Consider the following 25,949-nt stretch of genomic DNA (forward strand, 5'->3'; position numbering starts at 1 on the left):
TTGTCATTGGTCATTAAAAAGATAAAAAAAAGTGGTTGGGCAACGGCAATTAAATCAGATTAATAGTGTGACCGGAACGCAGTTGATCGTTGCGCCAGGATACAATCAGCCCAAGGGGGCCAGGATTGATCGTGGGTTCGCGGGGCATGATTCGCTCCCATGTTGAACCCTGCCGGCGTAATTCAAATAGCTGGACGGCTCCTAAATAGCGAATGCCAGCAATTTTTTGTAAGAGGGTGATGATATCGGAAGGGTAGGCGGGACGACCAAAAGGCCAGCCGGTACCTTCTGGGCCGCCGCAGAGCGGGTTAAGGAAGCGGTAGAGGGCCACCTGAGCTTTTAAAAGAATTTCTTGGCGGGCGCTGGGGTTGTTATATTCGGGTTCTAGGGAAATTTCGGTTTGCACTGCTACGCCAACATATTCGGGTTGCCGGCAAGTTACCTGCACGCCGAGCAAGCGCCGTTCGTCGAGATATTCCTGTACTTGCTCTGTGAGTTGGGGTGAAAGGTTGAAAAAATCTGGATCAATGCCGGTACCGGCGTCGATGCCTGTGATGTTGGTTTGGGGAACTAGGAGTAATTCGACCCTACCGGCCTGCTCTTTCCGAGTGGGCGATAGGCAGAGAACGCGGGCAACGGCTCCTCTGCCGCCTTCTTTGGCGAGAGTTTCAAAGTCTTCTGAGGTGACGGCTCGATCCCTTGTCCGTAGCAGTCTCGGCACTCGGATAACGGCTTCTTCTAAGGATTCGGCATCGGCTCCGTTGCGGGCGCTGGTGTGGTTGATGACTCTGGCGACGTAAGGAACGGCAGATTTTAACATTGTAATGGTGCCGGCCTGGACGTTTCCTTTTTGGCCTCCGCCGGTGCGGTAAGCAACCATTTGAATTGTGGAGCCTCTGGGGGGGACGGCTCCGTAGTGGCGCGCATCTGCTTCTCCTGCGGCCCGCTGGTTGCTGGTGGCTGTCTGACCGGCTGTCCGCAAGCGGGTTTGCTGTTGCAGTTGACCGGGTTCGCGGATTAAGGGCCCAAATTGAATGGTGCCGGTTAGGTCATCAATGGTGTAGTGCAGGTCTTGGGGGCCAGAACTGGCAAAGTCGCTGACTTCTTGCCACAGTTGGGGTAGTCCTCCGGGGGGTGTTACGAGCAGGCGTTCTGTGTCGCGGCGGGGTAAGAGGGGAGCGTTTTGCAGCACGAAAGTTTGCCCTGGTGTGCCGTCGCTTTCTCCTAACAGTTCGTTGCGAATTAATGTGCTTTGGGTGGCTTGTACTGTGCCGCCAATGGAGCGAACGTTTAAACCGACAATGCGGGGTGAACTGCTGTAGCTTGGTTGGTTGGGTTTGGGAGGGGTACAGGTGCAGCGCAGCCACCGGCCAACATAGGTGACAAATTGAACGACGGGCCACTGCTGGGGCAAGTGCAGGACTACATCGGCTGCTTGGAGGGGGTTGTTGTTTTGACGCTGATTATTGAAGCTAAAGCCTTTGCTGTTGTCGTCGCTTTCGCGTAGTAGTACCGGCTGCCAGGTTTGTCCGTCCCACGCTTCCCAGTGGCGGGGGGGTTGTTCGGGATTGATGCCGGTGGGGGTGGCGGCGAGGCCGGTTAAGGTTAGGGCGATGACGTTGCCTTCGCTGGGTTGGTCTGGCTCAAAGGCTAGGTAAAAGCTATTTCCTGGTTGGGGTTGTTCGTTAAAAATGGCTAGGGGTAAGCCTTGCCAGTGTCCATCGGGTTCGCGTCTCCAGGTGCCGGCCCATCGATCCCGCAGCATTTGTGGTTGGTTTTCTGCTGCGTTTTCGGCGGTGAGAAAGTGTCGGATTCTTGGGCTGGCGATTGTTAAGGGCCGGTCTGTGCTGAAAATTATTGCTTCTTCGTTTTCTGTTCTGGGAGTGGCTATTTCTGTGCCGGCTGGTATGGTGTAGGTTTCTGGTAGGGCGGCGCTTAGGTAAAAGGTTTGGGCGGTTTGGGCGGGGGCCGGTGGGTTGAGCCGAATTCCCAATAGTTCTAAAAAGGCGATGTAGTTACGTCGGGGCACTTGGTTGAAGCGGGCAAACATTTGATCGCTCAACCACGCGAATAGTTCAATCAGGGTGATACCTGGATCGCTGGGGTTGTAGTTTGTCCACTCTGGGCAGTAGCGGGGAATTCGTACCAGGCACTCTTCTACTAGGTCTTCAAAGGTGCGGTCATCTAGGTTTGATTTTGGTAGTTTTGGTAAGAAGTTAAATTCCATAGTTGTTTTTTTATAAGTTGTTGGGATTGAAGTCTATTTGTTTTTGAGGTATATCAAGCAAAGCGCTAAAACTCTGTCTTATTTAAAAAACTATTTGCACTTTTATTTTATAGTTATTATTCTCCTAAGTTTTATTTGTCTTTCCGCGATGGTTGTCTTTTCATATCCTGTCTGGGGGCATTGTTAGTATATAGTTGCGATAGGTTATCTGTCAGATTTAAGGGTTTATTTTTAACCGCAGATAAACGCTGATAAACGCAGATAAGAAAGGGAGTGAATATGAGATAAATCAGTGTTTTTTACCTTCCCGTTTTTGATATCTGTTGTTACCCTAACTTTTAGACTTATAACGCTTTTGCCGACTCGGTAGTAATCTTTACTCTGTAACTATTAGACGCTAGGGATTATATTTTGCAGCAGTCTTAATTTGTTTTGCCTTAGCTTGGTGGTAGCAGGTAAAAAGGATAGACTAAACTGCGAGTGTCGTGGCTATCTTTGGGGTGATATTCAATTAGGATATCGACACGGCCACGCATAGGATCGGGTTCTGTGTACACCCCATCAACAATGATTCTGGGTTCCCACATTTCTAGGGCTTGTTGAACGTGCAAGCGAATTAACATCAGGGTTTGGGTGTTCATGGGGGCGAAAACGAGTTCAGACAGGCGCGATCCAAATGTCGGCCTGTAGACTCGCTCTCCTATTTTTGTACCCAAAATTAAAAAAATCGATTCTTCTATGTTCCGTGTGGCGGAACTTAGTTGCAGGTTGCCCTGTAGGTTGATACGCAGTGGGTAAGACAATCCACTTCCCAGGTGGGGGCTGGGTTGGTTGTTGGCGATATCTGGCATTGTTGGGCAGGGTGGTTTTTGACTTCGCAGCCAGTTTAGCAAAGCTGAAAGTTTCAGCGTATTCGACTTTAGTCGAGTTTGAAATGGCTGTTTCTGCCTGGTTTATCCGCCAATGAGTACGGTAACTCCAAGTCCGATGACGCTTGTGGTGACGGGGATGCCTGTAATTGGGTTGGCTCCGACGACAAGTGAGGTGGTGCGGGCCGCCGGCCTGCCAGCTATGAGGACGGTAAATGACCCCATTGTGATGCTGCCTACACAAACGGGCCCGGCTACTACGTCGCCAACACAGGCGGCTGGTAATCCTTGAATTAGGACGTTGGGGGCTCCGGGGGCTGTGATGACATCGCCGGTGACTGTTAGATTGGTAAGCTGGGCTGCTGGTAACATTTTTTATGTCCTTTTCTGGGTAGTTTTCTGTTGTTTATTCGCCAAATATTTAGGATGGGATGTAGTTTTTTTGGGTGTTTTCTCCTTGCTTAAAAAGTTAACAATTAAGTCGAATCAGGGGGGCTAAAATACCGGCAGTGGCACCGGCATTAACTTGGAAGGAGGCGGCACTGTTGAGACTGAGAGATCCTGCTGCTTGACCACTTAAGGAACCACCGGCCTGTAGACTCAAAGAACCACCGGCCTGAGCGCTGAGAGAGGCTCCGGCTTTGATTCCGACTTGGGTTCCCCCCTGTATATCAACCTGCATCCCTCCCTGAACGGTAACTTTCATGCCGGATTTGACTTCGGTGCCGGTTTGGCCGTTAATGCTAACTTTGGGGCTGGTAATATTGATGCCGCTGTTACTAATTTCTATGCTGCTGCTGCCTACTTTTAAAAGTATTTTTGTAGTGGCGGTGATGAGGGCTTCTCCTGCTTTGATATCTATTGTTTTGCTAGTTCCAGATGTGCCGGTTTTGATGTTGATGTCGCCGGTGGAGATTAAGTCTATTTTTTTGGAGCCGTTATCATCCATTAATAATTTATGGCCTTTGGTTGTTGTTACTTCTATTTTTTTATTTTTGTCGTCTAATTGTGTGGAATGTCCGTCCGTTGTTTTTATTTCAATAATTTTATCGCTATCGTTCATTTGTAGTTTGTGTTTCCCTACTGTTTCCAGATGAATGCCTTTTTTGGTGGGGTCTTTATCTTCTTCTACAAATTGCAATTTGTGGCCGGTGCGTGTTTTAAAGGTTCGCAAGCGGACTTTGCCATCAACAACAGAATCATCGACTTTTTCGGGGGGTGCATCTGTGCCATTCCAAACGCTGCCAATAATATAGGGCCGGTGAATATCGCCATGTTCAAAAGCAACAAGTACCTCGTCATTAACTTCTGGCAAACAATCAAACCCACGCCCCGTACCGGCACCAATTGTTACTATTCTCGCCCAGTTACTTTCGTGGGCATCTGCTCCTTCTTTTGGTGTTAAAGTTGGAAACCAAACTTTTACCCTTCCCCAGCCTTTAGGGTCTTTATTATTAGTAACAACACCGGCTAAAAAAGTTTGTCCAGGTTGCAGATGAGTTTCAGGGGAAAGGGTGGCTCGCAAGTTACTACCACGCAACCCCCGAACGCTGAATTCTGTTGTGTAAGTGCGGTTTTTGTAGTGGTGGCGAGCGATTGTAATGTAATATTTCCCGCTATATTTCCCCATATCTTCAAGGGTGACAGTTTTACCAGGGCGTATTTCCGGGTTGCCTTGGCTTTCGGCATCGGCTTGTACAAATTCGCCGGCCAATTCATCGCAAAGCGCTTGAGCAATATTCTCAGCTTCTTTACTGCTAAATACCGGCTGATCTACGACAATCATTTTGGGATTTTGCGGTTGCCCGTTAAAGGCTGTGCTGGTTTTTTTTCCTTGTCCATGCTTAGTTTCTGTAATAAGTTGAGGAGAATTTTTTGTAGCAACAATTGGTTCTTTTTTTGTGTAGTCCCAGCCGCGCACTTCAACGTTGCTAACTTGTTCGGCGCTGGTAACTTGAACGTGAAAACTATCAATATCTTGCAACCATTTTAAGGTTAAAGATTCACCGGCTTTGGGTTTACGGAAGTTTAGTTTGCCATCCTGCACGAATAACTCAAACCCTAGTCTTGCAGCTCGTTCTTGCAAAAATTCCATGTTGGTTTGGTTTTCTTGAAATACATAATCGTGGGGTTCTCCACTGCTATCAACTGTATTGGTTTTTATGCCTACTTCACCGGCAATTTTTTTGACTATATCGCTGTCGGTGATGTTTTGAAATGAGCGGTTATACCGGCCTCGGTGCAGCCGGTGGGCTACGTCATAACCGCGAATAAAAATAGGGGCTTGAGATTGACTGTTAAAATGTGCTTCTATGGCGGTAATTTCGGCCTCTAGGACGTAGCTTTTTTTCTCGGTTGCAAATTCGGTGGCTTCGGTGGTGCTGGCACTAAAACCGATTTTTATGGGTTTGCCAATGGCAAATAATTTATCATGTCGCCAGGGCCTGTCTTGCTCACGTCCGGCGAAGTAATCGTTATTAAGAACGAGGGTAAACATTCCCGGTTCATGGATGTTTTCTTCGACGGTAATTTCGATAATATCTTCTATTAAATCTTCGGGTACGGCTTGGCCGTCAATTTCTAAAATAGGTTGAGCAATATAACGGGTAGGAGGCATGGCTTTTTATAAGGATTAGTATTTTTATGAGGAGTTTTTTTGTGAAAATATCTGCGTTTACCGGCCAGAAATAAGGCGGTTTTGTCGGTTATCTGATTGCCGGTTGGCTGAAACAGATTTTTGGTTGGGTTGACTTACAGATGCGTCAACTTCTTTGAGAGTCATGTCTATTTTGGCTTGCACCGGCAGTCCGTTAGGCAAAAACATGGTGAGTTTATAAGTGATACTTTCTACAAAACAACGCAGGTATTGTTGTTCACCCCAAGTAAAAATATAAATCGGCGGACGTTTGCCTTTTGCATCGCCTTTTTCTGCAAAGTTTACTGCTTTGATCATTTTTCTGAGATCGTCTAAAACGCTGGTGCCTTCTTCATACCTATCCAATAAAATATCGCTTAAACTAAGGGTGCAAGGTTCTGGATAGCCAAAGCTGACTTTTGGTAATCCTGACTCAGTGCGGGCTCCATCGCTGGGGTTTAATTGAACAGATTGTTGGAAAACAAGCTGGGTGGGGTTGAACATAAATTCGATGGTGTCGCTTTCATCAGAGATCAGTTTGGCTTTTTCGAGTTTTCCTGATTGCACGGAGTTATTATTTTTAGTTGCCATTGTTTTGTAAATAAGTTGATAGGATGGTTTTTATTATGGCAATCTTCCAGATCGGTAGCGCCCCGATCTTTCGCCTTCAATTTGTAAGCGTTGTTTGATGATTTTGTACACTTTTTCGGCTATAACTTCTAGGTTTTCATTTTCTTGATTTGGTGAGGTTTTTTTTGCTTGAATGGTGACGGGTGGGGTAGGCTTTTGCTCTGCGGTTGGGGGTGGTATTTGCTTTTTTTCTTGCCGTTGGAAACCGCTGGGAGTAAAAATTATTTCTTCTCCTTCACTGGCTATCATAAATTCTTGGGTAGGGGTGGGTTCATCTAAATTTACGCCTAGGTTTTCTTCTGGGTTATTGTAAAAAATTCCTTGGGAATTGAGGTTAAAAAATGCTTCGGAATCTTCTCTCACTATACTGGTATTGCTTGGGGGGGTTTCTAAGACAATATCAGGAAAATTGCTGGCCGGTTCTGCAAAAATATCTAGGGTGAGAGGAAGCCTTGCGGGGGTTGAAGTTTGCAGGGCCGGTTTTGGCGGAATGTGAGCTAAATTTTCTACCACTTTTGGCAGTAGAGGTAATTCGTTTTTTTCTAATTTGTTGTCTGTAGTTTCCTCAATTTTGGGCTGAGATTTTAAGCTTTCGGGGTCAGACTGTATTTCCTCATCGTCTGGGGAGGAATCATGTTCTGGAACTGAAAAGAAAACCGCTAAAGATTGGGCGGTTTGAGGGAGATAAAACTCTGAGCCAAGAGGGGTTTGTCCCAGGGTTTGCGGTGTGAGCAAAGGGTTTTTTATCCCCAGAGTTTCTGGGTTTGCCTTATTATTAAAAGGCGGTTTATTATCGGCATCGTTTAAATTCATTTTTGAGATATTTTGGTTATTTGTTATTGATAAGTAAGTCAACTTAATTAAACTCAGGGTGTAATGTAGGTTGGGTAGAGGAACGAAACCCAACAGAGGCTTTGATGGGTTTCGCTTACGCTCTACCCATCCTACAAATAATTAAGTGCTTCTACTTATTTTTTAGCTTAATTACTGGGGAAGAAACCGCCAGATTGAGCATCGCGTCCGGTGTGCAAAGTGGCCCCGCCTCCAAAGGAGTTACCTCCTCCATCGGGTTTCGTGTTCACAGAAACTTTTAAACCTTCACAGGCTAGAGTTAATTCTTCAATAGCGACTGTGTTGGCGTTTGCTTGTAAAGAAGGGGCTGACCAACTAACAGGAACCGCGCCTATTAATGTCCAGCATTGTAGGGTTTCACCGGCTTGGTTAAATAGCAAAATATTAATATTACGGCGCTGGGGATTAACAGCGTTTCCATTACTGGGTTCAAGTTTAGTTAACATCCGACTAGCCCACCCCCAAAATACTACATCATTGGTAAGACCGCGTTTGAGAGTAACTTCTGAAAATTGGGTGTGCCCTAAAACAATTCGCTGCTGGTTATTTACGCCTCCTTCAAAGTAAGTTTCATAGTTAACTTTTGCACTCAAGCCGGTGCATTCGCTGAAGCAGGCGCTAATATAACTTGATTCTTCAATTTCAACATAAAAGCGATTGGCGGTGATGTAATTGAGGTTGTTAGTGCTGGTATCAATAGCCGGCATGAGAATCACCTCCGGGGGGTTTTATTGTTTACGTTGTAAGTTGGAAGTTATGGCTAGGAAAAAGTGAGGATAGGTAACGCAACTCAAAACTCAGCGGGTAGGCTAATTTGTGCTAAAAGTGGCACGGGCAAAGAAACCTATCGCTTAAGTTAAGTGGCATCAGATGATACCAAATCCGGTTTAACAATTAACCTATCTGCGTCCATCTGCGTAGCGCTACGCGCGGCTACGCCTAACATCTGCGGTTAAAAAACCCTTCAAAATCGGTCTGGTATGAAAAACAAGAAACGTAGTTTTCTCCCTAAAGGCATTAATTCCAACAAAACTGACTAGCAGTTTAAGGTGAGTTGGAGGCCGGCGGTAGTAGCCAAAAGTCTAATTTATTCCTCTTTAGCTTTGCAGTCGCATTTTTCTGGCTGTTTTCTCATGGGTACGAGGCCGGTTTTTGAAAGCCAACTCTGCATTTCAATTGTGTTTAGGATCTCTGCAAATTTTTCACCGGCAGGTTTGCGGCGGTTGTCTCTGGGGTAGAGAACCACTACCGGATAAGCTAAGGGGTAAGTTTTGGATAAAAATGCTTCAACATTGGGGGAGTAGGCGCCTTTTTCGTTGCATAAATCTGTTTCGGGAGTCACCGGCTGTAAGTTGTCTTTTACCAGTGGTGAAACCGGTTCTTTGTTACCTTCTACCAGTGCTAACGGATAAACAGAACATTGGCCGAAAACTTTGCTAACAGTGCCAAAAGAGATACTGCCAATATTGTCGTTTTCAAAATCTCTAATTACTTGTCTGAGGGTGGCAAAAGTGGCGAGGGGTGTAATTTGTGGAAAGCTGATTTTATTAGATTTTTCTGGCAGGTTTGATTCGTTGATCAACTTCCTAAAAGCGGTAATGGTGGCTTCATCTTTTAGCACGCGCTGCTCAAAAAATCGCACTGCTTCTTCTTCTGTTGGGATGTAAAGTTTGATGGGTAAATCGGGGCCGCCTAATTGTTTCCAGTTGGTGATTTTGCCGGTGTAAATTTTTCGCAAATTTTCAAAAGAAATGCTTCCTCCCAAGCTGCGGGGGATGCTGTTTTCTCTTTTGGCATAGCCGAAAGCAACAAAGACTGCTAAACCATCGCTGGCAAATTGTTGATATCCAATTTCTGTGTAAAGAGAGGCGGGATATGTGCTTTCAATAACGGCTAAATTTGCTATGGCAAAATCAGCTTTTTCTGTTCTAATTTGGTTGATGGTTTCTTGGAGGGTGGTTTCTGGTTGGTAGGTGAAGTTAAATCTTTTCTTGTTTTCTTTGAGAATGGTTTCCAGCCGGCCTTGCAAATGTTGGTGGAAAGTGATGTTTTTTGCTATTAAGTTTGGCTGGGTTAATATATAATCCCAGGTGCCGGTTTTTGTGGCTGTGCAAGTGAATTCTCCTGCTGGAATTCCTAAGACATCTTGTAGGCAACAGGTGGGGTTTTCGCTGGCAATTGCTTTTTTTTGGGTGGGTTTAGCTGTCAATAGGTAACTGAGGAAGATTAAAAACAATAAACCGGCACTACATAGAGCAATAAAACGGGGATTTAACCATTTTTTTGTTTGAGTTTCTTCTTTTGAGGCCGGTTTGGGATCTAGGGGTGTGTCGTCGTTGGGAAAGGAGATTTTTAGCAGGTTTTGACGGGCAATTTCTGCGCTTTCAAAGGTGATAGAACCCAGGCCGGTGAGGTTGAGGATAAAGCTTTTTAGTGCGGGGTTAATGGCAGGCCAGTCTTGGTCTATGCTGGGGTGGAGAGGGTGGTTATGTTCGGGGTTTGTTGTGCCACCGGCTAATAAGTAAAAGGCGATGTAGCCTAAGTCTTTTAAATCAATAGATGGGGTGATGATGGCCGGTTCTGTTAGGGGTGGATAAAAGCGGTTTTCCCAGAGGGCAAAATCAGTTAGGTAAATCAGAAATCCTTGATTTTTTGGGGCTATGAGGATGCTGTTAAGGTTGAGGTTTCCGTGTGTTAATCCTTTTTTTATTAAACCACAAGGCAGGCGGTAATTTTGCCCGTGTAGGCTTTCTAAACTTTGCAAACATTGGTCTAAAAAATTCCGCACTTGGGGGCCCGTGAAGGCTCCTTTTTCTATGAGGTATTTTGCGAGAGTAGGGGGGTTGTAGGGGTTGGTTTTGGCTATTAAGTAGCAGCGTTCTTGATAGGGATCGGCGATGGCTTCTAGGGGGGTGATCAGGCGAAAGTCTTGTATTCTGCCGTCGGCTAAATTTAGGCCGGCCATTTGGATAAATAGGTCTTTGCGCTGCTGAGTTTCTTGTTGGTTAAAATAAAGTTTTGGCAGCAAGTATTCTTTGAGAATAACCGGCTGTTTGGTTGAGATCTTTGTGGCGAAATATAGCCGTCCTAGTCCTCGATTTTCTAAAAAAGATTCAATTTGATAAACGCCTTGAGCGCCGCGAATTTTTGAGTTTGGAGGCAAGAGGGCGGGAAATTGGCATTGCGAGCAATAGTTATTTGTTTCTGGTTGGAGTGTAAGGTTTTGTTGACAGTTTAATGGGTTTCCTGCGGTACAAGGGTATTTTGAATAAACTTTTTTTTGCAGGTTGTGGAGGCCGTTTTTTCCTCTGGCGTTGTCTGTGGGTTCGACTTCTGAGGAAGTTTCTTCTGAGTCCGGCTGGTTTAGTTTTTTAAATTTTTCAAGAGCTTTGTCTTTGATTTCGCCTACATCTGGGGTTTCGAGTTTAATGTTTTCTTGTAGGTAAGCAAACACCCACTGGAATTTAGAGGGTATGAAACGCAAGAAACCGCTCAAAAATTTGTTTTGGGTTGCTGCTATTTTGTTGGCGATTTTGCTGGTTTCTCTGGCTGTCCCTTCTTTTATTAATCCTTCGGCTATTTTTTTTACCATAATAGTCAATTTTTGTAATTTTTTGGTGTTAGGGTTAGGATATTAGAAAACTAATTTGGAGGACAGAAAAATGGCAAGGGAAGAAGTTGTTAGACTTTTCAGATCGGCTCAGGAAGATCCGGCTTTGAGAGAGCGGCTGAATACGGCGGCGAACCCGGAAATGTTTGTGCAGATGGCTAAGGAGCTTGGCTATGATTTTACGGTTGAGGAGTGGAAGCAGGTAACGGGTTTTCAGGTTGAGGAGTTTAAGGCAAATTTGTCGGAAATTCCTGGACTTTAAGTTAAGTTTGAGCGGGGTGTGTTGGGTTATTTAACGCACTCTGCTTTTATTTTGGTGGATTGGGTGGCGGGGGTGCCGGTGCTGGGGGTGACGGTGCTGGGGGTGCCGGTGTTTCAGCGGCGGGTGGTTTGGGGCAACCTTGCTGGGATATGGAACCGTTGGGCATGGTTGCTTTGCACAAAATGGCGTTTGTGATGGTGGCACCGGCGAGGTTGGCGTCTTTTAATTTGGCGCTTTCGAGGTTGGCGCTTTTGAGGTTTGCACCGGCTAAGTTTGCCCCTGTTAAGTCTGCTAAATAAAGGTTGGCGTTGGTTAGGTCGGCGTTAATTAAGGTGGCGTTTCTTAGGTCTGTGCCGGTGAGAATGGCTCCATATAAATCGGTGTTATTTAGATTAGCATTATTGAGGTTGGCGCGGTTTAAATTGGCGACAATTAATTTAGAGTTGCTGAGGTTAACTCCTGAAAGGTTGGCGTTTAAAAGGGCTGCACCGGCCAGGTTAGCACCGCTGAAAGAAAGGCCGGTGAGGTTTGCTCCCTGCAAGTCGCATTTTTGGCAAGAGTTGCTGTTGAGGAGTTGGTTAATTTGGGTGGGGTTTTGTGCCGGTAGGGGAAGTGTGGAGGCCAGCAGGAGGCCGGTGATTAGTATTTTCTGTTTCATAGAAGTTGATTTTGACTGTTTTCTTCGAGGCAACCTATACCGACCCCATAATGTTGTTACTGCCGGTATTGGAAGTATTTTTTGCTTTCTTCTTTATCCTGGGTAAATGAAAGTTTATTTCTCACTTTTTGGTTAAAGTCTGAACTCATGTTTAGGACTACTTGCTTGAGTCCTTCCGCAGTTTTGACTTTAAACAGGTCATTAACTACTTTCTCGCAGTGAGCTAATTTTTCTTCTTCGCTATTAAAGGTTTTCTCTCCTTTGCGAACTGCTAGGAGTTCTCCTTTAACGATTTTTGCCATATCTTCTACTGGTTTTGTGTTTTCTATTTGCAGCTTCATATCGTTAAAGTCTGGTCTTTTTCTCAGTTCTATAACGGCATCAAAAAGGCGGTACAGATATTTAGAAGAACGGTAAAAAGTTTTGCCATCCGGTGCGTCTTCATGGGTGTAGTGGACTATATCTTTGAGGAAGTCGCCAAGTTGTTCGTTAAAGGACTGTAAAATATCAATGGGTGTTAGCTTTGCCAGCGCTGCTTGGGAATCTTTTCCTTGCAAACCGGCCACAACGTGCTTGACTGCGCCTTCGCTGTGATAAGCTTCACTGGCAAAAAAGCAAGCTTCACCCAATAGTTTTTTGACTTCTGCTTTGAGGACGTTGATTTGATCAGCCGCAGCTTCAGGATTTTGTGATTGTTCTAATTTACTAATTTCTGCTTGAATTTGCCGAACTTTTGTCATCCGCTCAAGATAAAGCTGGTTGCTTTTTTCTAGGACTAAATCGGGCTGTTCGGAGGTGATTTCGTGAAGTTCCTCTATAGCGAGTAATTGCCCTGCAAGTATATTCCGACTTGCTGACGGACTAGCGTCAACTGCTTTCTGTTCTTGTTCTGAAAGTTTTGGTTGGCTTTGCAGATCAAGATTTTTTTCCTTCATTGCTGCTCTGCATTCTTCTAGCAGATCGTAAGCCGCAATTTGAAAAATAGCATCGGCTTCTTCATACTGTTTTACTACGGCTTTTCTTTCCTGCTTATTGTTTATTCCCGTGAGAACCGAATTGAGATAGTTATCCCATTCTACAGGATTCATATATCTGCGCTGTTTCACCAAGGCCGCCACATCCTGATCCAGGTTGCTTGTTTGGCTAAAGCTTTGTTCCGGTTGGTCTAAATCTTTATCTGTTCCTTGGGTGTCGTTTTTGGCAGTATCGTCGATGTTTTCTTCAACTTTCAAATAGTCTTTGGCGTACAAATTGGTATCAAAAACTGTTCCCGGCTGTTTTCCAAATTCGCTTTTAACAATGTTATTGAATTCGGCAACAGCTTTGACGTCATTATCTGTCCCCGGAGAGGAAATAGTAATATCGTAGTCCGACTCGCGGTCTTTACTGCCTACTGATTTTGAGATTAGGCCAGGATATTTTTTGCGTAATTGATTGATAAGTTGATCCACATAGCGCTTACGGTAAGACCAAAGCTCCCACATGGTACTTTCCTGATCTTTGAATTTGGTTTTAACTTCTGTCCAGCTAGAGTCATTTGCTTTGATGATATTTTTGCATTCCTCATCGCTCATGGTGAATGCGTTGCCTTGGGGGTCTACAATAATCGGCAAGTTGTTGTGAGCTACACCTTGCTCATCCATGTAATAAGGTGCCGGTTGATTATGCGCCACACCTTGCTCATCCATGTAATAAGGTGCCGGTTGATTATGCGCCACACCTTGCTCATCCATGTAGTAGATAGGTTGGTCTTGCTCCTTGTTTTTTTCTTTAGTTTTTGCACCCTTTAACTGGATAGTTGGTGGCGAGGAATTTTCGGCTTCTGTTTGCGGGTTTAGTACGGGTATATTGGCGAAGTTATGGCCGAAGTTTTCTGCATTTTCTGGTTTAGTTTGTAGCGTAGGCGATGCCTGGGTGGGTTGGGCAAAGGGCCGGTTGAGAATTGGACTGGATGCCGGTGCCGGTTTTTCTGTAGATTTTTTTTTGGTTTGAATTCGATAACGCATTGCTCACCTCTTACTTCAAATCGCGGTATTTGTTTATTCTATCACTATAATAATTTTGTTTGGATTTTAGATTCATTTTATTACATATTAGAATTGATGTACTCAAATTTTTAAATCAATATTCCCCTTGAATGGAGTTATAAAAAAGCTCATTAATAGGGAGAGTTCTCCTCACATTTATGTAACAACAATGTTACGCCAAATGAGCTTGTTAACTTTCACTTAATTCTTGAGATATCAAGAGTCCTTTGAAATTTTGAGTAACAACAGCAAAAAATGTACAGTCTTGCATAATCTTCATTATGCTCTACCAAAAAGATAAACAATATCCAGCTTGTTATTATTCTCCAGCTTGATTTAAAAGTTATGTTTTAAAAAACCCCAAATGATCATTTATCTCAAGAGCTTGCGTAGCACTTACTTGAGTAGTTGAAACTTGGCTTATAGTATCAATAAAATGATCTATTGTAAAAAGGGCGCAATCGCAGTAACTTTCCAGCAATGATGTATATAGACTTAAATTTAAGTTGATATTCGTGTCAAACATGACATTCCATTTAAAGTAAACAACTGTTCCAGTAATGCCAAAACTACCTGTGGAAATCTTACTATTGATTTTATTAATAGTTTTTAAAATTTCTAACTCTTGTGTTTCATTGAATTCTTCAATAATTTCTACAAAAATCTGAAATAAATACTTTTTAGAGCTAATATCGGAACTACGGCTTACTACCAATGGTAAAAAAGAAAGCTGAAGATCAACTACAAAATTTTCTTCTTTGCCTAGATTTGCGAACCGACTAATTAATGTATAAAATGGAGCATAATCATCGGGTTCTTCCAGTTTTGTCTGAAGACCCCCTTCTTGAAATAAACTTTCAAGATTAGCTAAAAGTATTTTTTGGTTTTCTAAATCAGCAGACATAGTAGTTTCCTTTTCTTAATTAGGTTTAGTATGGCCCCCTTTAATTTTCTTACCATCCCATTGCTTCTGCTATTCTGGGAGGATTCGGAATTTGTTTTTCAGGCTCTAAACGCAATCCCATCACATCAGTAATCATTGTACTCGCCTCTTTTTGTTCATTAAGATTGCCTTCTTGGCGTAAAACTCCTACTTTATTCAATCTTATTGCCATTTTTGCTACATACTCTTCATAACATTGCTGGGGAGTTGCAAACCCTTGAGATTGTAAAGCCTGGTTCCGTAATTTTTCTCTAGCTTTTGATTCAATATGTTCAATTCCAAACATTTTATCAACTAAGTTCTCTCTAATTACTCCCATTGTTTTCCAAGCAAAAACCCCTTTGATAATTGCAAACACAACGCTAATGGCTATGCCTATCAGAAAAGCATCGGGAGCGAATAGCTTTATTCCGCACTTAACCGAATCAATTGCTGCTTTTGAACGATTCAAAGATTGAATATCTTTCATAACTGTGGCCGTCTGAGATATTTCTTCATTTTTGCTCTTTTGCAGATCGTGAGCCGCCCACATTCTATTTTCGCTAATCTGTACTTTTGCCAGGTTAGAAGCTAAAGCCACCGGACTTATTACAAAACCTGCCATATCTGCCAAGCCTGTAGCTCTATCTTCATTGCTCAACTGTTTATCTGTAGCATTTTTCAAACCAGTTACATCACTTACAAAATTTACTCCTGTTCTCACTATACCTACGGAGGGGGTTAAACCACCGGCTGTTCTACCGCCAAAAATCTGCGCTTCCTCGCTCGTATCTTTAGAAGCATGAATGAAAGTTCGAGAGATTTTCTCCCAATCAATTTTCGCCCCTCCGCCTGTGAAAGGAATATAGCTTCTCCATCCCCCTTTTATAGATTTTTTATCAAAGGTTTCAAAACTATTATTGGTCTTACCTTTGGCCAGATATAAATAAGCCTTTTCTTTTGTATCCCTGGGCAATTCTTTAATGTAATTTATTAAATCTTTATGTTCTTGTTTCTCTGCTTTCCTTTCGAGATAGGCAAGGAATTCTTCAAGAATATTATCATCAATTACATTACTATTTTTGTCTGCAATTGCTTCAGGTCTAAAGTGTAAGAAACTGTTTACCCGACCCGCAAATAAATTCCAATCTACATCTTTTCCAGAAGACTTTCCCAATTTTAATTTGGGTTTAAATTCTGCTAGGCTGGTGGGAGTTTCTGGGGCGTAAGCATCTCCATTAATTTGACATAAAATTTCTTCCTGTACCTCTTGTTTCAAACTTAAAAACTGAGAAAATAGGGCTACGTTCTCTTGAGACGAAGCTTTATGCGTCAGCCATTGAATAATCTCAGTAAAAACCTTGGTTTCAATTTTTTCTCTCTGAATTGCTGGTGTTCGCTGAATTTCTCCCCCCTGTTGCACTACATGAGTGAGTTCATGGGCTAATAATTCTTGCCCACTCGAACTATTTGGGTTGTATTCCCCGCGCTTAAAAAAGATGTTGTTGCCAGTCGTGAAGGCACGAGCGCTCAGGGAACGGTTGAGTCGGTCGGCTGTAGAATCGTTATAGATATTCACCTTGCTAAAGTCAGTACCAAATGCTCCTTCCATCTTTCGTCGAAGTGGTGTTTCCAGGTGCCTTCCGCCGGTTTTGGCTTGGTTAATCCTGCTTTCCAAATGGGACGAAGCCTCTCCTCCTTCTATCGCCTCCCGCCGTTGCACCGTCAACCGGCTGATCAAAGGTTTAGAGAACATTTGACGCTGCACAGATCCATCACCACCACCGCCCGATCCCTCATCAGGAGATGCGCTGGTACTGATTTTTTTCATAACTTGTTTGGCAACTGTATCCGCTTCTTGCTCGTATTTATCGTTAGGTTCCCCAATAGTGAGTTTAGGTTGAATCGGTGGTGGAGGTGCAGAAAATGTAACGCGAGATAAAAGATTGCCGCCTGTTTGTGACGCTTCAACTTGTGTCTGTTCTGGTGCTGTTACTGATTCAGGTTGAGCCGGTTCGGCAAAAGGACGCGGCTGGAACATCCCAGAGGTGGGTGTGGATTTCGATTGCCCTTTTTTCTGGATCTGCCGTCCGGTTGCCATAGCCTAGCCTCGCTGACAATTTTGATATATTATCTTGTTCTAATTTTCCACAAAACCCTGCTCAGCTTTATTCGACTAAAGTCTAATTTTGCGCTTAACTTCTCTAAAACCGCCTCTGACTTCAAATTCCTGCCCACACACAACCTACCTCGCCTATTTTCTACACTAAACCCACCCCTTCACCTCTGAATCTGTCAAGGGACGCTCCATTTTCACATATTCACTTTTCGCCGCTTGCAAAATGTGTTTCATTCCCACCGGCTCCCCAGCTTCCGCTGCAATAAACGCCGCATTTAAAGCCATATTTTTAATATTTCCCCCCGCCACATTTAACTTAGCCAATTTATTAAAATCCAACCCCTCGGTAGGTGTTTGTTTAGGAAAAACACGCCGCCAAATTTCCGCCCGCTGACCGGCATCAGGAAACGGAAACTGCACAATAAACCGCAGCCGGCGTAAAAAAGCCCCATCTAAAGCGCTTTTTAAATTAGTCGTTAAAATTGCCAAGCCTCCATAACTTTCCATCCGCTGCAACAAATAGCTAACTTCAATATTGGCGTGCCGGTCATGGGAATCTTTCACCTCCGAACGCTTGCCAAACAAAGCATCCGCTTCATCAAATAGCAAAATCGCTCCTCCTGCTTCCGCTGCATCAAACAACCGCCGCAAATTCTTCTCAGTTTCGCCAATATATTTACTAACAACCGAACTCAAATCTATGCGATAAAGGTCTAACTTCAATTCCTGCGCTAACACCTCCGCAGCCGTTGTTTTTCCCGTCCCACTACCACCGGCAAACAAAGCACTTATCCCCAAACCTCGCCGGCTTTTATTACTAAAACCCCACTGTTCATAAACCTTCCAACGCTGCCCAACATGAGCGGCAATTTCCTGTAAAATCATCCGTTCTTTATCCGGTAAAATTAAATCTTCCCAGCCGGCTCTTCCCTCAATTCTCTGTGCCAAATCATCGAGACGGGTGCGCGCTTGAAGGCGGCAATTTTCCCACAATTGTTGATAAAATTCTTCTTTTTCTGCGGCTTCAATTTTTAAACAAGCTGCTTTAATTGCTGGGCCGGTGAGGTTAAAATGCGAAACTAAATGTTCCACTTTACCGTTTAACTCTTTGGCCATTTCCCCTAAAGCATTTTGCCAAATTGTTCGCTGTTCTTCACTTGTCGGAGTGCCAACATCAAAACTAATAATAGGGCGTTGTCGTTGCCGCATCCGCTCTAGGCTAGTGACAATTAAAGGCAGATTTGCACTTTCAATAAAGCGGGCAATTGTTGCCTCAGTTATTGATTGAGTCGTGTCTGTTTCATCACAATCTAACAATAAAACGCTGTCGCTCAAAAGCCATTCCCTTTCACACAGACATTTAAATAAATTTTGTTGGCTGCTATCGGTGGGAATTGTCTGGGCTGAAACTGTGTGCAAATTTAAGTTTAATTCAGCGCAAACGGCGGCGGCAATTGTTTTTTTACTGGCAATTTCTCCTCCGCACAATTGCAAAACCGGCAGTTCTCCCCCCGCTTGAGATGCTCGCACCCAAGCGGCTACCATTTGCTCTGTGATTTGTCGGTGAGAGGGTACTAGCTCACTTCTTTGAATCACCGGCTCGATTATGCCTGCTAAACGTTCGTCTAAATGCTGTACACCGGCTATATAATGCAAAATTCTTTCGTCTATTCTTAAGCAAGCGCTGGTGAGATTGTTAGCAGGACTGATTTCTATTAATCGCCATTTTCGCAAGGGTGCTGCCGGTGTTAGCGCTCCCCAATGGGGGGCCGGTAACACTGCTAAAGCTAAACTGAAAGTGGGATAATTTTGTTGCGGATTACCTGCTGCTGCCGCACACAATGAGGCCCAATTGCTATCAAATTCCATGCCGGCGCATAGCAGTAAAATATCTCGTTCAAAGGGCGACAATCCGAAAGTTTCACAGACTCTTTTTAAGGCCGGTGGCGGTTGGAAATCCTGCGGAGAGATAGTAGGTACTGCAATCGATTGATCGCTTGTTTCCCCGTTGCTGTTTATCCTATCAATCTGCCTTTTTAAGGCTTGTCTTACGGCTTCCACCTCTCTCATTAAATAATGCTGATTTTCTCTTCGCCAATTGCTAGATTTTATCTGGGTTAATGGAGTCATTTACCTTTTTTTGAAGTTTTCTTTAGTCGGTTTTTTCAGCAGATTGTATCAACTCTTCAAAATATTTTTGGGCTTCGTCTGGGGACATAAGCAGGGCTTTTCCGCTCTGCAAAATTTCGTACTGCCCGCCCCGATAACCATGACCGGCAATCAATTTTAATTCTATGGCTTTGTTGCCCAGTTCTGTGAGTTTGTTAACACTGAGCATTTCCACTTCTTGATTGAGCCGGTGTGTTATCAATTCTTCTTCATCCATTGTTTTGTTTTTTCCTGATAATTTGGGTCTATAGAAAATAAGCTTTTCTCTGAAAATAAGGCTTCAGCGAATTACGACTTTCGGGCTGTTATACTGATTGAAAGTCCTGCTGTTTGGGTCAGTATCTATTGTTAGCTGGCTTTCGGCCCCATCTACTTGCAACCTCAGTAAATATTCTCCTGGTTTGACATTTTGCACCGGCACGACAATAAGGCTAGTATCAGTGCGGCGCTGTGGGGCTTCAAACAAGTAAGCAGCGGGGTTATTTGCCGATTTTTGATTCATCGCTAACAAGACCCTTTGTTGCTTACCAATGCTAACATCGACACGCAATTTTATCTCAGCCGATCTGACCTCTTCTTCCCTCCCCTGCAAGTTAGAAACGCTGGCTTTGATGACAGTTGGGCGCAAAACAAAAGCAGCAGCATTTGATTCTACGTTTTGAGTAGGGGCCAGTTGATCGATATCTTTGCTTGCCACATCGAGAAACCGAAAGTCTCCCCTAGTGTTGGTTTGCAGGCGGTGAATCACTTGCAAACTTTGGACACCGGCACGCAAAGAATTAATCGGTACCAAAGACAGCGGCAAAACAATTTCTTTTTCGCTCACTTCTTGGGGGATAACTTCAACTTGACCCACCCGCACCAACGTCTGCTCATTTTTTAAATTATACCCCCTCACCAGCAAAATGCTGTTTGCCACCAACGGCTCTAATGCGCCAGCCGCGCAAACAACTTGACTGACGGTTGGCTGAGCAGAAAAAGGCCCAACGCTCCAAGCACGACTGCGAACCGGCAGCGCTTTTTTAGCAGGTTCCTCCCCTTCAACAATCACCGCTGTTGCTTTGTAAGCCACCGAAAGGGCGTAGGGAGTTTGAAAAAAAACCGACCAAACTTTTGATAAATCTTCTAACGATAAATCCTGCAAAGAAAAGCTAATTTCTTCTATTTGTTCGCCCAAATTAGAATTTGCTAAATAATGAAAATTAGCATCAAAAATTGTTTCTTGAATCATATCTTTTGTCAGGTGTTGCCGGTCGCTTAAGGTACGAATCACAGAACCTAAAAGCCGCTGCGGTTCCAATTCCCCCTCATTGCCATAAAAACTCAGCATATAGTGCAAATCTAGGGCAGTAAGTGAGCGCTTAGCAGTTTCTCCTTTGCGGTTACGAGCACGCACATCAGCGCTATTTTTCCACACCTGATTAAGGCTGGTTTGGTAAAGGTAGAGATTAACTCCCGTTTCTGGCGTAGCGCTGTTTATACTTTGAGGGCGTAGTGTTGTCACTTTCGCTCCGTCCACATCTGTCTGCACGGCTGCTAATAAGATTTTTTGCAGGGCGGCGGTGACTGTGGCAATTGCGAGATAATTACTCATTTTTTATCTTTTTTAATGTGGGTAAAAAAGCCTAATTATTAGACTTTTGAAGAGCAGTTATTACGACGTTATTTATTGATTTTTCCAGAGGTTATCATTAGAGACTAAACCCAATTTTAAAGACTTGACAATGGCTTGAGTTCGGTTTTTGACTTCTAATTTTAGGAAAATTTCTGTTAAGTGAGCTTTGACTGTGGCGACGGTAATGTAAAGGTGCGTAGCAATGTCTTCATTAGAAGCTCCTCTTACTAACCACTCTAAAACTTCTCGTTCGCGGGTCGTTAAATGAATGGCTGCTGCTGCCGATGTTGATTTTCCAGTATAAAATTGAAACAACCTAAAAAAACCAGTGGCGGCTTCTGGAGCTAAGTAAATTTGGTCTTTCATTACAGTTGCAATAGCTTCGGGTAGTTGAGTTGCGAGCCGGTCTTTAAAAACATAGCCCTTCGCACCGGCCTGCATGGCTTTGAATACCCATTCATCCTCTTGATGGCTTGATAAAACAATAACTTTTCCTTGATAACACTTTTCTTTTAACCAAAGCAGCAGCGTTAGGCCATTATCAGGTGCTAATTCTAAATCAAGCAAAATTAGGGCCGGTTGTTGTTGTATTGTTAAGCTTAAAGCTTGCTGGATAGAAGCAGCTTCTCCCACAATATTGTAGTGTGCTGAAGAGCTTTGATTGTAGAAACTAAGCAGGGTTTGCAACCCCTTCCGAAAAAAAGGCTCGTCATCAACAAGCAAAATTGAAAGTGATTGACTGGCAAGCATAATTTATCTATCCTATTACTTTGAACAAGGGTATTTTTTTAGGCTCTTTTCCGAGGTTAAATTTCAAACCGAAGGGCGGGGTAGGGTAAAGGAAAATTGAGCGCCACCTTCGTTAATATTTTCTGCCCAAATACTTCCTTTATGGTCTTGAATAATTTTTTTAGCTATACTTAGACCTAAACCAGTGCCTCCAGGCCGGCGGGTGTAAAATGGTACGAATAATTCTTTTAAGTCTTGTGGTGAAAGTCCGGGCCCGCCGTCGGAAATCTCTACCAAAACTTCATTTTTAAAGACACGCCACCGGCATTCAATTGTTGTGCCAAGCGGGCTAAAATAAATGGCGTTGCTCAACAAATTTTCAAACACTTGCTTGATTTGCCAACTATCGGCAAAAAGAGTAACAGAAGTTTCGGGGTAGGTAACGAGCAGTTGTTTTTCTTGCAAAATCGGTTGCAACAATTGCAGAGCATCTCTGAAACTAACCAGTAAATCATTTTGTTTTAATCGTAATTCTGGGGGTTGTATTTTGTATAAATTATTCAAATTTTCGCTTAGTTCGCCAACAGTTTGACGGATTACTGATGCCTGCTCTTTAAAAACTCCTTCCGGCAATCCTAAGCAAAGATTTTCGGCATAAAGGGCAATTAAGGCTAGAGGATTTCGCAGTTGGTGTTTTGAAGATCCTGCTGCTTGTTTAAGCAGTTCTATTTGTTGCTGCTGTTGGGAAGCTTTGCGATAAATTATCAGGTAATCGTTGAGAAGTTCTGCTTGTTGTTCAACGCTGTGCTGCTGCTGTTGAGAAAGGGCTGAGCGTGAATACAACAGCAAATATTCCTTTGCTGGGGAATTGTTAAAAAAGTAAACATAAACAAAGATGGTAGATTCTTGTTGATTGCGAGAAGTTGTGTTCTCGTTTTCCTGTAAGCCGCTATTATTAAACTCGGCAGGCATCACCAGTTGAATTAGCTTAAAAGGTGGGAATTGTGCTTGTAACCACTTCTCGGACTTCAAATAATAAAATAGACTGGCTGAATTAGTATCAAAAAGCTTGTGTTGCTGAGCCTCATACCGAAACGGTTGCTGGTTGTCTGGATGCCGGCAGACGAGCCAAACAGCACAAAGCGGTAAATGATCTAGCAAGTGCTGAGTTTGTCTATGGCAGACGGATTTAAAAGCTTGAAATTCTACTTCGGGCGGCGAATAGGTTGGAGATTTGTAATCGGTCGAGTGTAGACGCACCTTTTGCATATAGGTTCCCTGATGATTAGCACCACTCAAATAATATCTAACCTGGGATAGATGACAAGCTTTTGTAAAGATATGTAAAGCTGTTTAGACAGTCGTTCGTGCGCTGCAATAAGAGTGTCGATTAAACATTCTTTAAAAATTTAACAATTTGATCCGGCGTTGCTACTTATCTAATCTGAGGTGTCTTTTCGGGGCTTTTTGGCTTAAATTGACCATATTTCCTCGCTTTTTGTAGGGGCAATTAGTCTGTAGTGGGGCTGATGCAGGGGTGATCAAAACCTATGGTTGTAGAAATGTAACTAATAAATTTCATAAAAATTTACTTAATGCTCTTACCGGTTAGTTTGGGCGCGATATCTGATTAAAAATCTCGACTAAAGTCTATTAACCTTCAGGATTATATCTGGCTAATCTATAACCTGTACGAATTGCTTGTTGAATTCTATGCTCACTGCTGTTTCCCAGACCTTAGCAGAAATTCTGGCTGGGGGGGCTTCCGACCTCAGTACAGAGCAAATTGATTTCAACCACCCGCAGCATTCCAGCTTTGGTACCAGGGTAAACATCTACTGCTACGAGTTTCGGCAAAGTGAGCAGGAGTACCAGGCAATAGCGGAAGTGGGTGGAAGCACTCAAAAGCAAAAATCGCCATTTTGGTTTGACATCTCATTTTTAGTCACCGCTTGGGATTTTACAGCCCTCGGCGAAATGCGTTTGCTTTCAGAAGCATTAATATTGCTGCTGCCTCACCATTGGCTGCCGGAAGACTCGCTGGCAGTCGCCCTCAGAGGTTATGGCAAACTGCCGATGAAAGTTTCTGCTGTGGGATACGGGGAAACAGCAGTGCTATGGACAGCACTAGGTGTGCCGATGCGGCCAGCCTTGCGAGTGATAGTAACTGTTCCTTTTTTAATGGAAACAGAACTTGTTTCAAACAAACACATTTCGTTGATCCCAGCTTCCTAAACATAGTTGGGAATTGGCCCAAATAAGGTACTGGCATAATACAAAATCGAGGAGTACCCCTTATGGCATTAGATTATTTTGCCCCTGGTGTCTACGTTGAAGAAGTAGACAGGGGCAGTCGCCCCATAGAAGGCGTGAGTATGAGTGTGGCTGGGTTTGTTGGTTTCACCGAAGATGTGCGAGGTGATGCTGAACTATTCAAACCCATGATGATTACCAACTGGAACCAGTACCTGGAATATTTTGCTAAACCGGGCTCAGATGGGTTTACAGACTTCAACGCTTACTTGCCGTTTTCTGTGTCTGGTTGGTTTCTCAATGGTGGGGGCCGGTGTTGGGTAACTAGCATTGGTACACAACTCCCCGGCACCCAACCGCCGCCACCCGAACAAACCGCCACCAAATTGCTCACCTCCGGCGGACGTCCGTCCTTAAGATTAACCCTGAAAGCTCTTGAGGCCGATGAGGAAAGCACTGGTTTGGCCCTCCCCGGCACAGGAGCCCGGATTCAAGTTTCTGTGGCGCCGGGAGAACCGAAACCGCTGCCAGAAGATGCGCCAGAAGATGCAGAACCACCCTTAAATACGGGAGAATTCTTTACAATCACCGTGACCCGCAATGGCGAGCGGCTTGAGCGCTTCGAGCACTTGACGATGAACCCCGAAGCTGAAACCGAAGTTGCCGACTATGTGGTGACTGCGTTGGAGGCATCGGAATTTATATCGGTTGTGGATATGTCCCAAACCGGCCAGCCTTTGTCTCGCCGGCCCGTCAATGGTCTTTACGAAATCGTCCCCCCACCATATATTGCCAGTGCTGACCGCTTCCCGCGCGATATGCAAGGAGCACGCGATGACAAAACGGGGATGCAGGGCATTTTTGAAATTGACGAAGTGTCGATGATCGCCTGCCCGGATTTGATGCGGGTGTACCAAGAAGGTTTAATGGATTTGGATCAAGTACATGGTGTCATGGAAATGATGCTGAGTATGTGTGAAAACTCGTTTCCTGGCCCTGCCTACCGCATGGCTGTGCTAGACCCGCCGCCGGTTAAACCGGGTAAAGGAACCACCGCCGTTGCTGCTGAACAGCAAAAACCGCAAGATGTGGCGCAGTGGTTGAGTATGTTTAACCGACGTTCGATGTTTGGCTCACTTTACTATCCCTGGATTAAAGTTGCTAACCCCCGCAACGGAGGCCGGCCTATTATGGTGCCTCCTTCTGGTCACATGATGGGGATATGGTGTCGCACTGATGAATCTCGCGGTGTCTTTAAGGCACCGGCCAACGAAACCCCACGCGGCGTAATTGGCTTGGCTTACGATACGAATATGCGTGAGCAAGAATTGCTTAACCCCTTGGGTATCAACTGCATCCGCAACTTCGCCAGCTACAGCCGGGGTTACAAAGTTTGGGGGGCTCGGACTTTGGTTGAACCCGATAACGTTCAATGGCGTTATATCAGTGTCCGCCGGTTGATCAGTTACATCGAAAAATCGATTGAAATGGGCACTCAGTGGGTGGTGTTTGAGCCGAATGATCAAGACTTGTGGGCACGGGTTTCTCGCACAGTTAGCAATTTCCTTGAACGCCTCTGGCGGGAAGGGGCGCTGTTTGGTGGCTCACCGGCAGAAGCTTTTTATGTCAAATGTGATGGCAGCATCAATTCTCACGAAACGATGATGCTGGGCCGGTTGTATGTGGAAGTTGGCGTTTGCCCAGTCCGACCGGCAGAATTTGTGATTTTCCGCCTTAGTCAGTGGGCTCCTAACCAATAGGAAATCCGCACTTGGGGAATGGGGGGAAATTTCTTGCCTGTTCCTCATTACCACACAAAATAACCACACTTTGGAGCATCGTTTAATCGCGCTTAAGAGTTGAGCAGGAGTTCAGGATATGGCAGATTTACTTAAACCAATTGCCCCTAGTAGTTTTTACCTTGAATTTGACGGGCTTACTGATTTAGTGTTTAAAACCGTCACCCTCCCAGAATATAAACCAAAAGTGGCCGGTGGTGAAGCAATTATTGGTTCGACAAAAGATGGCAAAACAATTCGCCAGGTCAACTCTGGTGGATTTGAAGGATTATTTACTTTTGATGTTGTTTGCATTGCCAGTTTAACCGGCAGCAGCGCCAGCAAAAAAATGTATGAGTGGTTTGAAAAATGCCTGCCTAAGTCAGATGGGGGCAAGGGAGAGTGGAAAAAAAATAAAAAAACCGGCAAAATCAGCGCCTTTGATTCTGACAGCGAACTCGTGGCGATGTGGGAGTTTTCCGAATCTTGGCCTTCTTCCTATAAATGTGCCGATTTGGATGTTACCCAAGATGCCTATCTGGAAGAAACTTTTACTATCACTTGCGAAAAATTCAACCGCACGAAGTAGGGTTC

The 25,949-nt window shown here is 44.2% G+C and carries 21 protein-coding genes; 4 read left to right on the forward strand and 17 right to left on the reverse strand.

Annotated elements, in window-relative coordinates:
- Nucleotides 1-49: 49 nt before the first annotated feature.
- The 8 genes from NG798_RS00270 to NG798_RS00305 form a co-directional block, all read right to left on the reverse strand.
- Entirely contained in the window at nucleotides 50-2,227 is a 2,178-nt protein-coding gene (locus NG798_RS00270) for a putative baseplate assembly protein (protein ID WP_261219768.1), read from the reverse strand.
- 437 nt (nucleotides 2,228-2,664) lie between these two features.
- Nucleotides 2,665-3,078: a GPW/gp25 family protein gene (locus NG798_RS00275; protein WP_261219770.1), complete on the reverse strand. Its 414-nt coding sequence runs from the start codon at nucleotides 3,076-3,078 to the stop codon at nucleotides 2,665-2,667.
- 102 nt (nucleotides 3,079-3,180) lie between these two features.
- Complete coding sequence (locus tag NG798_RS00280; protein ID WP_261219771.1) at nucleotides 3,181-3,468, reverse strand: PAAR domain-containing protein; 288 nt, start codon at nucleotides 3,466-3,468, stop codon at nucleotides 3,181-3,183.
- Between the two features lie 97 nt (nucleotides 3,469-3,565).
- Nucleotides 3,566-5,713 (reverse strand): VgrG-related protein, encoded by a 2,148-nt coding sequence (locus tag NG798_RS00285; protein WP_261219773.1) that lies wholly within the window; start codon nucleotides 5,711-5,713, stop codon nucleotides 3,566-3,568.
- Nucleotides 5,714-5,770: 57 nt separating this feature from the next.
- Complete coding sequence (locus NG798_RS00290) at nucleotides 5,771-6,322, reverse strand: phage tail protein (RefSeq protein ID WP_261219775.1); 552 nt, start codon at nucleotides 6,320-6,322, stop codon at nucleotides 5,771-5,773.
- Nucleotides 6,323-6,355: 33 nt separating this feature from the next.
- Nucleotides 6,356-7,174, reverse strand: a complete 819-nt coding sequence (locus NG798_RS00295; RefSeq protein ID WP_261219776.1) for a hypothetical protein — start codon at nucleotides 7,172-7,174, stop codon at nucleotides 6,356-6,358.
- A gap of 167 nt (nucleotides 7,175-7,341) precedes the next feature.
- On the reverse strand, nucleotides 7,342-7,920 hold the full coding sequence (locus NG798_RS00300) for a phage tail protein (protein ID WP_261219778.1): 579 nt from the start codon (nucleotides 7,918-7,920) through the stop codon (nucleotides 7,342-7,344).
- Nucleotides 7,921-8,300: 380 nt separating this feature from the next.
- Complete coding sequence (locus tag NG798_RS00305) at nucleotides 8,301-10,805, reverse strand: PstS family phosphate ABC transporter substrate-binding protein (protein WP_261219779.1); 2,505 nt, start codon at nucleotides 10,803-10,805, stop codon at nucleotides 8,301-8,303.
- Between the two features lie 70 nt (nucleotides 10,806-10,875).
- Between NG798_RS00305 and NG798_RS00310 the strand changes: the two genes are divergently transcribed.
- Nucleotides 10,876-11,085, forward strand: a complete 210-nt coding sequence (locus tag NG798_RS00310; RefSeq protein ID WP_261219780.1) for a Nif11-like leader peptide family natural product precursor — start codon at nucleotides 10,876-10,878, stop codon at nucleotides 11,083-11,085.
- Nucleotides 11,086-11,131: 46 nt separating this feature from the next.
- Here NG798_RS00310 and NG798_RS00315 read toward each other — a convergent pair whose 3' ends face one another.
- The 9 genes from NG798_RS00315 to NG798_RS00355 form a co-directional block, all read right to left on the reverse strand.
- The gene (locus tag NG798_RS00315; RefSeq protein ID WP_261219781.1) at nucleotides 11,132-11,743 is read right to left on the reverse strand and encodes a pentapeptide repeat-containing protein; all 612 of its coding nucleotides are present in this window, start codon (nucleotides 11,741-11,743) and stop codon (nucleotides 11,132-11,134) included.
- A gap of 56 nt (nucleotides 11,744-11,799) precedes the next feature.
- The gene (locus NG798_RS00320; protein ID WP_261219782.1) at nucleotides 11,800-13,749 is read right to left on the reverse strand and encodes a hypothetical protein; all 1,950 of its coding nucleotides are present in this window, start codon (nucleotides 13,747-13,749) and stop codon (nucleotides 11,800-11,802) included.
- A 364-nt stretch (nucleotides 13,750-14,113) separates the two neighbouring features.
- Nucleotides 14,114-14,674 (reverse strand): hypothetical protein, encoded by a 561-nt coding sequence (locus tag NG798_RS00325; protein ID WP_261219783.1) that lies wholly within the window; start codon nucleotides 14,672-14,674, stop codon nucleotides 14,114-14,116.
- Between the two features lie 49 nt (nucleotides 14,675-14,723).
- Entirely contained in the window at nucleotides 14,724-16,793 is a 2,070-nt protein-coding gene (locus NG798_RS00330) for a DUF4157 domain-containing protein (RefSeq protein ID WP_261219784.1), read from the reverse strand.
- Nucleotides 16,794-16,958: 165 nt separating this feature from the next.
- Nucleotides 16,959-18,941, reverse strand: coding sequence for an ATP-binding protein (locus NG798_RS00335; RefSeq protein WP_261219785.1), 1,983 nt, complete (start codon nucleotides 18,939-18,941; stop codon nucleotides 16,959-16,961).
- Nucleotides 18,942-18,963: 22 nt separating this feature from the next.
- Nucleotides 18,964-19,197 carry a hypothetical protein gene (locus NG798_RS00340; RefSeq protein ID WP_261219786.1) on the reverse strand — a complete coding sequence of 78 codons (234 nt, stop codon included), beginning with the start codon at nucleotides 19,195-19,197 and terminating at the stop codon, nucleotides 18,964-18,966.
- 63 nt (nucleotides 19,198-19,260) lie between these two features.
- A complete protein-coding gene (locus NG798_RS00345) occupies nucleotides 19,261-20,574 on the reverse strand; it encodes a DUF4255 domain-containing protein (protein ID WP_261219787.1) in 1,314 nt (437 codons plus the stop codon).
- A gap of 72 nt (nucleotides 20,575-20,646) precedes the next feature.
- Nucleotides 20,647-21,345 carry a response regulator transcription factor gene (locus NG798_RS00350; protein WP_261219788.1) on the reverse strand — a complete coding sequence of 233 codons (699 nt, stop codon included), beginning with the start codon at nucleotides 21,343-21,345 and terminating at the stop codon, nucleotides 20,647-20,649.
- 63 nt (nucleotides 21,346-21,408) lie between these two features.
- Nucleotides 21,409-22,593, reverse strand: coding sequence for a sensor histidine kinase KdpD (locus NG798_RS00355; RefSeq protein ID WP_261219789.1), 1,185 nt, complete (start codon nucleotides 22,591-22,593; stop codon nucleotides 21,409-21,411).
- 444 nt (nucleotides 22,594-23,037) lie between these two features.
- On the opposite strand from NG798_RS00355, the gene NG798_RS00360 reads away from it, so the two are divergent.
- From NG798_RS00360 to NG798_RS00370, 3 genes are all read left to right on the forward strand, one after another.
- Nucleotides 23,038-23,559 carry a DUF4255 domain-containing protein gene (locus tag NG798_RS00360; protein WP_261219790.1) on the forward strand — a complete coding sequence of 174 codons (522 nt, stop codon included), beginning with the start codon at nucleotides 23,038-23,040 and terminating at the stop codon, nucleotides 23,557-23,559.
- A 62-nt stretch (nucleotides 23,560-23,621) separates the two neighbouring features.
- Entirely contained in the window at nucleotides 23,622-25,337 is a 1,716-nt protein-coding gene (locus tag NG798_RS00365; RefSeq protein ID WP_261219791.1) for a phage tail sheath C-terminal domain-containing protein, read from the forward strand.
- Nucleotides 25,338-25,455: 118 nt separating this feature from the next.
- Nucleotides 25,456-25,944: a phage tail protein gene (locus tag NG798_RS00370; RefSeq protein ID WP_261219792.1), complete on the forward strand. Its 489-nt coding sequence runs from the start codon at nucleotides 25,456-25,458 to the stop codon at nucleotides 25,942-25,944.
- Nucleotides 25,945-25,949: the final 5 nt, after the last annotated feature.

The sequence above is a fragment of the Ancylothrix sp. D3o genome (assembly GCF_025370775.1).
Taxonomy (GTDB): Bacteria; Cyanobacteriota; Cyanobacteriia; order Cyanobacteriales; family Oscillatoriaceae; genus Ancylothrix.